Annotated in this window: 13 protein-coding genes; 2 read left to right on the top strand and 11 right to left on the bottom strand. The window is 31.3% G+C overall.

The features are described 5' to 3' along the window. A partial coding sequence (locus tag CEE44_05415; GenBank protein TKJ17927.1) for a hypothetical protein occupies window positions 1–601 on the top strand: 601 nt, incomplete at its 5' end. Between the two features lie 110 nt (window positions 602–711). Here CEE44_05415 and CEE44_05410 read toward each other — a convergent pair. After that, entirely contained in the window at window positions 712–1,380 is a 669-nt protein-coding gene (locus tag CEE44_05410; protein TKJ17926.1) for a hypothetical protein, read from the bottom strand. 74 nt (window positions 1,381–1,454) lie between these two features. On the opposite strand from CEE44_05410, the gene CEE44_05405 reads away from it, so the two are divergent. After that, window positions 1,455–2,147 (top strand): hypothetical protein, encoded by a 693-nt coding sequence (locus CEE44_05405; protein ID TKJ17925.1) that lies wholly within the window; start codon window positions 1,455–1,457, stop codon window positions 2,145–2,147. A gap of 38 nt (window positions 2,148–2,185) precedes the next feature. Here CEE44_05405 and CEE44_05400 read toward each other — a convergent pair whose 3' ends face one another. From CEE44_05400 to CEE44_05355, 10 genes are all read right to left on the bottom strand, one after another. Continuing rightward, window positions 2,186–3,196: a hypothetical protein gene (locus CEE44_05400; protein TKJ17924.1), complete on the bottom strand. Its 1,011-nt coding sequence runs from the start codon at window positions 3,194–3,196 to the stop codon at window positions 2,186–2,188. A 19-nt stretch (window positions 3,197–3,215) separates the two neighbouring features. Continuing rightward, complete coding sequence (locus CEE44_05395; GenBank protein ID TKJ17923.1) at window positions 3,216–3,656, bottom strand: sulfurtransferase; 441 nt, start codon at window positions 3,654–3,656, stop codon at window positions 3,216–3,218. Next, on the bottom strand, window positions 3,656–3,985 hold the full coding sequence (locus CEE44_05390; GenBank protein ID TKJ17922.1) for a hypothetical protein: 330 nt from the start codon (window positions 3,983–3,985) through the stop codon (window positions 3,656–3,658). Before CEE44_05390 ends, CEE44_05395 begins: the two co-directional genes overlap by 1 nt. After that, on the bottom strand, window positions 3,982–4,188 hold the full coding sequence (locus tag CEE44_05385) for a hypothetical protein (GenBank protein ID TKJ17921.1): 207 nt from the start codon (window positions 4,186–4,188) through the stop codon (window positions 3,982–3,984). The genes CEE44_05390 and CEE44_05385 overlap by 4 nt, the downstream gene beginning before the upstream one ends. A gap of 170 nt (window positions 4,189–4,358) precedes the next feature. Further along, a complete protein-coding gene (dph2, locus tag CEE44_05380; GenBank protein TKJ17920.1) occupies window positions 4,359–5,345 on the bottom strand; it encodes a diphthamide biosynthesis enzyme Dph2 in 987 nt (328 codons plus the stop codon). A 103-nt stretch (window positions 5,346–5,448) separates the two neighbouring features. Further along, window positions 5,449–5,721 carry a hypothetical protein gene (locus CEE44_05375; GenBank protein ID TKJ17919.1) on the bottom strand — a complete coding sequence of 91 codons (273 nt, stop codon included), beginning with the start codon at window positions 5,719–5,721 and terminating at the stop codon, window positions 5,449–5,451. Window positions 5,722–5,744: 23 nt separating this feature from the next. Next, entirely contained in the window at window positions 5,745–6,671 is a 927-nt protein-coding gene (locus CEE44_05370; protein TKJ17918.1) for a hypothetical protein, read from the bottom strand. A 2-nt stretch (window positions 6,672–6,673) separates the two neighbouring features. Beyond that, window positions 6,674–6,907 (bottom strand): NrdH-redoxin, encoded by a 234-nt coding sequence (locus CEE44_05365; protein ID TKJ17917.1) that lies wholly within the window; start codon window positions 6,905–6,907, stop codon window positions 6,674–6,676. Between the two features lie 63 nt (window positions 6,908–6,970). After that, window positions 6,971–7,648, bottom strand: a complete 678-nt coding sequence (locus CEE44_05360; GenBank protein ID TKJ17916.1) for a hypothetical protein — start codon at window positions 7,646–7,648, stop codon at window positions 6,971–6,973. After that, window positions 7,608–8,054 carry a hypothetical protein gene (locus CEE44_05355; GenBank protein ID TKJ17915.1) on the bottom strand — a complete coding sequence of 149 codons (447 nt, stop codon included), beginning with the start codon at window positions 8,052–8,054 and terminating at the stop codon, window positions 7,608–7,610. The genes CEE44_05360 and CEE44_05355 overlap by 41 nt, the downstream gene beginning before the upstream one ends. Window positions 8,055–8,058: the final 4 nt, after the last annotated feature.

Genomic DNA, 8,058 nt, shown 5'->3' with positions numbered 1-8,058 from the left:
ATTAGGTATAAAATTAGATTCATTTAATCCTGAGTTCTTTAAAAGTAGATATCATACTGTAAAAGAAAATTTTGAGAGATTTCAAGAAAACTTAAGATCTGCTCTTAAAGTTTATAGAAATTCAGAAGAAGAGTTTGAGGGCAATAAAGTTTATAGGGTTATAGCGAATATGGTTCTTACTCATGAAAATAAAGGAGAACTTGGAAACATATCTACATATTGTAAAAAACATAATCTCCCTCTTGTCGTAAGACCTGTTAAACCAGTTACATGGGCATCAAACCAATTTGGATTATGGAAAGAGTTAGGTAATAGAGAAGGAAGATTAACTCCTGATGAAGAATTAGTAACATTAGCAGAAAAAGAGCACAACACACTATTCTCCCCATCCAGTACTCCTGAGAATCAATGTGCACTATATGCATTTGGACTTACTGTTAAGAATAATGGAGATGTGCAAATTTGTCCAGACCACTATATTTCAAGAGGTAGAATGGGCAACATTAGAGCTAAATCCTTAGAAAAGATAATGGGCAAGTTAGCTGAATATAGATCTACTAAACCAGGAGTATGTATTATGTTGCCTGAAATTCAACATTAATAAAATAGCGACCCTACAATTTTCAATAAGCATTCTTATTAATTGGACAGGAAGGTGATATCTTCGGTCGGGGCGTATTAGTATTTTGTGATTTCAGAGAGTGTTTTTAGCTATTTTCCAGTTCTTATTGCAATCAAAGGAAGATATCTTTTATACCATTGGGCACCATAACTATGGTTTAGTAGTCCAATTTGAACACCTCTGCTATCTCTTGTGCAAATATTATATAATGCAGATATTTGAACGCCACGCATTTTTTCACCAGCTAAATTAATTATTCCTGCTTGAACACCATTTACCTTCCCCGCCAAATTAAGAAATTGTGAAACTTGAACACCATTTACTTTTTCAGCGCAATTAAGAAATTGTGAAACTTGAACACCATTTACTTCTTCTCCAGCAATATTAAAAACTCCTGCTTGAACCCCCTTAACATACTTCTCAACATAATTTATTCCTCCAATTTGAACACCCTTCATAAATTGAGTATAGTCCCATACACCAGATTGAACCCCTCTTACTTCTTCTCCAGCACAATTAAAAACTCCTGCTTGAACACCATTAGCATCCCCTTCAACAACATTTACACCTCCAATTTGAACCCCCTCAACCTTCTTTTCAACATAATTTACTCCTCCAATTTGAACACCTTTCAATTCAGTTGAATCTGTTCTCAAAGCTAATTCTAATCCAGAAAAATCTTTTTCTTTTCCCCCAAATAGACTCAATTTTAAATGTTTCATTTTTATATTCGTAACATTTTTACCTAATAATCGCATTAACAATAAACATATAAATATATGTTGTGGAAAATAAACGACACATTTATATAAGGAATGTTTCTTAAAATGCTATGAAAGAAGAAATATTAAAATCAGTGGGATTGGGTGATAAAGAAATTAAAGTATATTTGGCAAATCTCCAATTAGGAAGTAGTTTAGTTCAAAATATTGCTAATTTTGCCAAATTAAATAGAACCTCTACTTATGATTTATTAAAATCTTTGGAGAAAAAAGGATTTGTTAGTTATACAATTCGATCAGGAAAAAAGTTTTATCAGGCGACTACACCCAACAAATTAATAGATATGCTAAAGGAAAAGGAAGTTTTAATGAAGAAAATCCTGCCTGAATTAAATTCTCTTTCAGAAAGTGTTGGAAAACGCCCTAATGTAGAAGTTTATACTGGAATAGATGGATTAAAGTCAATATTTGAGGATATATTAAAAAATTCTAAATCTTTTGATGTGATGGTATCAAAAAGACATATATTTCGATTGTTTGAATATTATTTTCCTAATTTTATAAATAGGAGGAAGAAAAATAAAATTAAGGCAAGAATAATAAGTGATTCTCAACCTGTTGATAAGACAGTTCCATATAAATTAATCAAAAAAGACATAAAAACAGCTACATGGCTATACAATGGAAAAATAGCAATGATTTCTTTGGAAAAAGAAGAACCAATAGGGATTTTGATAGACGAAAAGAATTTCTATGAAACCCAGAAATTTATGTTCGATTCTTTGTGGGAAAGTTTAGATTAATTGACTCCACTAACACGTGGTCGATAATCCTTAAATCCCTACAACACAATATTAAACAACACACCAAAAGCTAATACAAGGGGAACTGTAATTATTGGCAACCAAATCGCAGCTTTCTTTCCAATATTACTCCAAATCAATCCTATCTCTGTATAATCTGTAATAACACCCGCCATTAAGAAGACAAATGGATTACCAAATGTTCCAACTTTCTGGAAAATCTCAAATGCAATGGGTGAACTTCCTTCACTGCAAACTTCTATAATTGTTGCAAAAAGCAGAGTTGCTAATAATCCAAGAAATGTTGGGCCCATGAATCTCATAAATAAATGCTCTGGTATATATGCTCCGATGATGGCTGCAATTGTAATACCTATTAATATCCACCATAAAACCATATTAGAGAGATTCATCATGCCTCTACTAACACCACCAACACTTTCCTTAAAATTAAAATTCTTAATATTGGTCCATTCATATTTCTCATTTATTTTTATTTTCAAGGATTTCTCAATCCAACCTACTTTTTCTAGTCCCATATAAACAAACCCTGTGGATACAGCGATAAACATTGCGGCAAATACGAAGAATAATGCTTTAACTCCAAAAAATCCAAATAATAATATTGTTATTGGAAGATTTGCCCATGGTGAAGCAAGTAAAAATGTAATGACTTGTGGAATTCCAGCTCCTTTTTTGTAGAGCTGCATTGAAATAGCAAGAATTCCATGTGAACATGCAGACATTAAAAATCCGGCAATAACAGCATAAAATATAGAACGCTTTTTCTTTTGTCCAAGCCATTTAAATATAAATTCCTCGGGAACAAAATATTCAATCAACCCTCCAATAAATATACCTAACAAAACAGCCCACCAGATTATCTTTAGATAAGATAATAAACTTTCATTCAAAGCTTCAAATATCGGCAAGAATGAAAGTACAAAAACGAGTATGAATAAACTTCCGAAGAGCTTTAGTTTTTTTCCTATCTTAACTTTCGAACCTGTTTCACAATGATCGCAATGTGCTTCATGTTTGTGTTTCATTTTTTATGATTTTAATTAACTATTTTTGCACGAGATTTCTTCCACTTGCCTGCCATGCATTCATTCCACCATCAAGACTATATACATTATTATATCCTAAATCTGCAAGTTGTTCTGCAGATGTTTCAGCCATTCTCCCACTTCTGCAATAAACAAGAATAGGTGTCTCTTTGTCTTTTGGTAATTGATCTATATAAGAAATCATATTATCCCAGTCTTCAGCAATTAAATCTGTTCCATCTATTTCACCAATATAAGGAGTATGTGTATTGATGACGAAAAGATCTTCATTTTCCATTAAAATAAGTGCGCCATTAACATCTGTTTCTCCATAAGGGGTATGTATTGGTTTTATGAAAATCGCTCCAACTAAAACTAAGAAAAGTACGAGTATTGTAAAATAATAAAATAAATTTTTATTTTTCATTTCTTTCCTCTTTTTAATCAAAATGTTATCCACTAAAATCCCTCTTCTCTGAACTTTCTCAAGATATCTTTAATTTCATTAATCGTCTTTTGCTGTGTTTTTTTGTCAGACATCTTTACAAATTTAATCACTAAATTTTGCAAATCTGTTATTTCTAAAAATTTTACTTCAAATCCGTTTGTTATGAAATAAAATCTGAACTTTTTATATTTTAATTCTTCTATAACTATTCCCCTAACTTCTCCAACTATTTTTCCCTTCTTGGGATTTTCTTTTAGAGAATACATTAACTTAAATATTTTTTTAGATTCTTCTTTGAATTTTTTTAGAAGATCATTCTTAAGACCATCGGTAATTATCACTTCGGCCATTTTCTCTCTGCTTCTTCAATAGCTTCTTCAATTGTTACACACCCGTCTTTTGACATTAAAACATCGTGCAGGAGCCTTTGTTCAGCACTTTTGAGTAGCCTCTCAATAACATTTGAATAAGATTCTTTTTTAGTTGCAAATTCCATAATCTTTTCTTTCAAATCTTTTCTTATGGCAATTGTTGTGTGATCCATTTTATAAAACTTATAATTATTATAAAACTTATAGATTTAAATACTTTTCTACTTCAACACAACAATATTATTCATTCCTCTTCGCTTTCTCTAGAGAATTTGTTTTGCCTCAAGTTTGTCGAGGAGACGCGTTGTTTTAATATCTCCCTATTTCTTTTAAATTTCTATAATTAAATAATCCCAATTTTTAAGATTTCGTCCCAGGATTTCATACCAAGTGCTACCAATGCCTCTTTAAAAGTTACCATTGGTTTTTCATATTTTGCAAAATCATCAATAGGGATTCTAGGACATGCAAGCACTATAAAACAATCAATATTATAAAAATTCATTAGTTTATCAGGAGTAAGCTCATTCATTGTTATTAAGATAACATTTTTGTCCTGTTCTTTTAATTTATCAACAAGATACTCTGATGTTCCAAATTGTTGACCTAACTTTTCCTCTTGTATTATTCCAACATTTCTTGCATCTTTTAGTTTTTGAATTGAAATGGCTCTTTGCTTTAGAATTTTTTCACGAACACCATCCATATCTCTAATTTTATCATTATATACATCAACAAGCACCACTGGTTTTTCAACACTTATTGCAGCACCCATTGAATGAAATTGGTTTCCAATTATAACAAAACAATCAACATCTTTCTCAATAGCTTTTAATCCTGAATATTGACAACCAACAATATGCCCTTCATATTTTACACGACCTTTTTTCCCAGACAAAATAACTTTTTTCTCTTCGTTTTCATAAAATCTTATTATTTTGTCAATATCATGTTTATGTTGAATTGAATAAGAAATCCCAATCTTTTTGAAGTTCTTCAAATGTTTAATAGACTTTTGTAAGAGAGGATGTAAATTTAATTCATCTTTTACTTCCATATATAATATTGGAAAATCAATATCAATAAACTTTGCATGACCAAAGTGAACTATAAGATCTGCACCCACATTTTTAGCTTCTTGTGGTGATATGCAACAACCACCCCAAGCTGTTTCACCAGAAAAAACAACTTCAATATTAAGGTTCTCAATAATTTCAGCAATCTCGCTTGCATTTTGCTTTATGCCTTCTGGAAGTTGCACTAAAACTTTTTTTGGTTTTAGTTTTTTTAGCTCTGTAACTAGTTTTTCTTTTTCAAAATTCAATACCATTATTAATTATCAGAAAAAGGAGTTATAAGGTTTTGGTTAGAGTTTATGTCTCCTTATTTATCAAAAGATGCTGTGCTTTTTAATATATTTCTTAAAACTCATTTTAAATTTGATAATTATTTCTATTCCCTTTATCTTTGAAATATTTGTCTGCAAGATCTCCAGCATATATTCCAAGACCGACCCCAAGAGGGACTACAGAGAACATACCCATTCCCAAATAAAATAAAGACTTTCTTTTTTCTTCAGCAGACTGAGCTCTTATCTCCCCTATATTTTTCACATCTTGGAATGCATTACTTACTCCTCCAACAACGCCTGCACTGCTAAGGGTAACAAGCACCGCAAGACCTAGTTTTTTAACAAGCGATTTCATCATATTAAATCTTAGAAGTTAGTTTAAAAAGTTTTGGCAATATACCCATATGTAGAATGAGCAGCAGTACAACCATCTGCAACGCCTGTTATAAGTTGTTTAAATTGTTTATCTGTCACATCTCCTGCAGCATAAACTCCAGCCACATTTGTAGAAGAATCTTGGTGATTAATTATTATTTCCCCTTTTTCATTTGTTTTAACCTCAAGGGGTTTTGCAAGTTCTGATAAAATGTCATGGCCTATTGCAACAAAAACTCCATCCAGTTTAAGTTCTTTTCCAGTATCTAAAATAACACTTGTAACAAATTTGTCTCCTTTAACTTCTTTAACATTTGAATTATTTATTATTTCTATTTTTTTATTTGCATTTATTTTCTCTAGATTAACAGGTTCTGGATGTATTTGTTTTCCCCTATAAATTATGTAAACTTTTCTAGCATGTTCTGCCAATACAAGTGCATCTTTTCCTGCAGAATCCGAACCTCCAACAACCCCCACGACCTTATCTCTAAATAATGGTCCATCACAAAGTGCACAATAATTCACACCTTTGTTTTCAAATTCCTTGGCTCCGGGAACTTCAAGCTTTTTCCATTTTGTTCCTGTTGCAAACAAAACTGTTTTTGTTCCATATTCTGATTTTTCAGTCTTAATTCTGAAACCATCGTCTTTTTTCTTTACTTCTATTGCCTTTTCATTTTTTATTTCAACGAGATCATACGTCCTTGCATGTTCTTCAATCTTTTTAGCAAGTTCTACACCACCTATACTTTTGAAGCCAGGATAATTTTCAACAATATTTGTTGTTGTTATAACTCCTCCAATAGGTAATTCAGATCCATGTGTTGCTCCAAGCACAAGTGTTTTTAATCCAAGCCGAGCAGCATACATAGCAGACGCTAAACCTGTTCCCCCTGCACCTAATATAATAAAATCATATTGTTCCATTTTTATTTTATCTTCAAGAGTTCTCTTAATTTTGGTTCATTAAAACCAACAATAAATTCACCATTTAAATCTATAACTGGCACACCCATCTGCCCGGATTTTTCAACCATTTCTTTTGCAGCAGCTTGGTTTTCACTAACATTGACTTCTGTGAACTCTACATTGTTTTCTTTGAAAAACTCTTTAACTTTAACACACCAATGACATGTTGGTGTTGTATAGATTTTTACAGTCATTTTTTTAATTTCTGTTTTAATTATATAATTATTTGTTTCACTCTTTTTTAAAGGTTAAGATTGTTAGGTTTTATAAAATCCAAGAACATGATTTTTAATTTTCTTGATATTCCTAACAAGAGATTCATTTCTTATTTGTTCAGGAGATTTTCCCTGATCTAATTTTTTCAATTTATATTTGTTGAGAATATTCGCAAAAATCTCATAGAGCTTGTCTTTATTTGTTTCATCTGTTTCTATTCTATGAATTCTAACTGAAGGATCAATCCATCCCTTTTTCTGCCCATATTTAATTATATCATCAAATCTATCTAAATGCCCTGGATAAGAAACAATACCCACTTCTCTACCTCCTTTTTCTTTGATTAATTGGAGTGAATAGAGAACATTTTCCAAGGTATCATGGGATTTCCCCTCTATTTTTATTTGGGAAGGTTTTACATCACCTCTTCTCAATCTCTTATAAATCAAATATCTTTGAGACTCTCTTATATGAGAAATTTCTTCTAAAGCACCACTTATTACATAATATCCCTTATCTTTTAGATGCGATTTTTCTCTTTCCCCTTGCTTAGCTCTTTTAACATCTGAATTAAAATCTCCTGTAGGCACAATAATTGCATGTAATGTTGTCATAAGATTAGCGTGAGCAGATTCTTTATAAGATTTGTGATGGAGAAAAACACCAGAACATTTTTTATTAAATTTTCTCAACAATTGCCGCAATACTTTTCTTTCCATCTACTTCATAAGGAAAAACTTGTGCAGATATTTTTATTTCTCTTCCCGATTTATGTATTCTAATAGTTTCTATATTTCTTGCTTCATCTTTTTCTACAATTTCTTTGAATAATTGTTCCCTACCTTTTCTAAATCTCTCAGGAGCAAGATCAACAGATTGCATCCCAATAGCCTCGTCGGTAGAATACCCAAAAACAGATTCTCCATGTTGAGAATAGAACATTAATCTTCCTCCAGAATCTTCACACAATATAGCAGGATTACCATAATACAAAAGATTAATAGATTCATTAGGAGAAATAGGATTGTTTGGGGTTTCCCCAAGAGTGAAATCTAAAGAATATTTTTTTATAGAGGATAATAATGCATTAGCGAGTTTAGAATTATCTTTCCAATTTAATGTCATATTA

This window comes from Candidatus Woesearchaeota archaeon B3_Woes (genome assembly GCA_005222965.1).
Classification (GTDB): Archaea; Nanobdellota; Nanobdellia; order Woesearchaeales; family B3-WOES; genus B3-WOES.
This window is presented reverse-complemented; position numbering and strand designations above follow the sequence as displayed.

Coding starts and splice junctions, on each gene's coding strand:
- CEE44_05410 (TKJ17926.1), bottom strand. CDS start 1,380: ATGCGATTATTAGGTAAAAATGTTACGAATATAAAAATGAAACATTTA.
- CEE44_05405 (TKJ17925.1), top strand. CDS start 1,455: ATGAAAGAAGAAATATTAAAATCAGTGGGATTGGGTGATAAAGAAATT.
- CEE44_05400 (TKJ17924.1), bottom strand. CDS start 3,196: ATGAAACACAAACATGAAGCACATTGCGATCATTGTGAAACAGGTTCG.
- CEE44_05385 (TKJ17921.1), bottom strand. CDS start 4,188: ATGGATCACACAACAATTGCCATAAGAAAAGATTTGAAAGAAAAGATT.
- dph2 (TKJ17920.1), bottom strand. CDS start 5,345: ATGGTATTGAATTTTGAAAAAGAAAAACTAGTTACAGAGCTAAAAAAA.
- CEE44_05375 (TKJ17919.1), bottom strand. CDS start 5,721: ATGAAATCGCTTGTTAAAAAACTAGGTCTTGCGGTGCTTGTTACCCTT.
- CEE44_05370 (TKJ17918.1), bottom strand. CDS start 6,671: ATGGAACAATATGATTTTATTATATTAGGTGCAGGGGGAACAGGTTTA.
- CEE44_05365 (TKJ17917.1), bottom strand. CDS start 6,907: ATGACTGTAAAAATCTATACAACACCAACATGTCATTGGTGTGTTAAA.
- CEE44_05360 (TKJ17916.1), bottom strand. CDS start 7,648: ATGGAAAGAAAAGTATTGCGGCAATTGTTGAGAAAATTTAATAAAAAA.
- CEE44_05355 (TKJ17915.1), bottom strand. CDS start 8,054: ATGACATTAAATTGGAAAGATAATTCTAAACTCGCTAATGCATTATTA.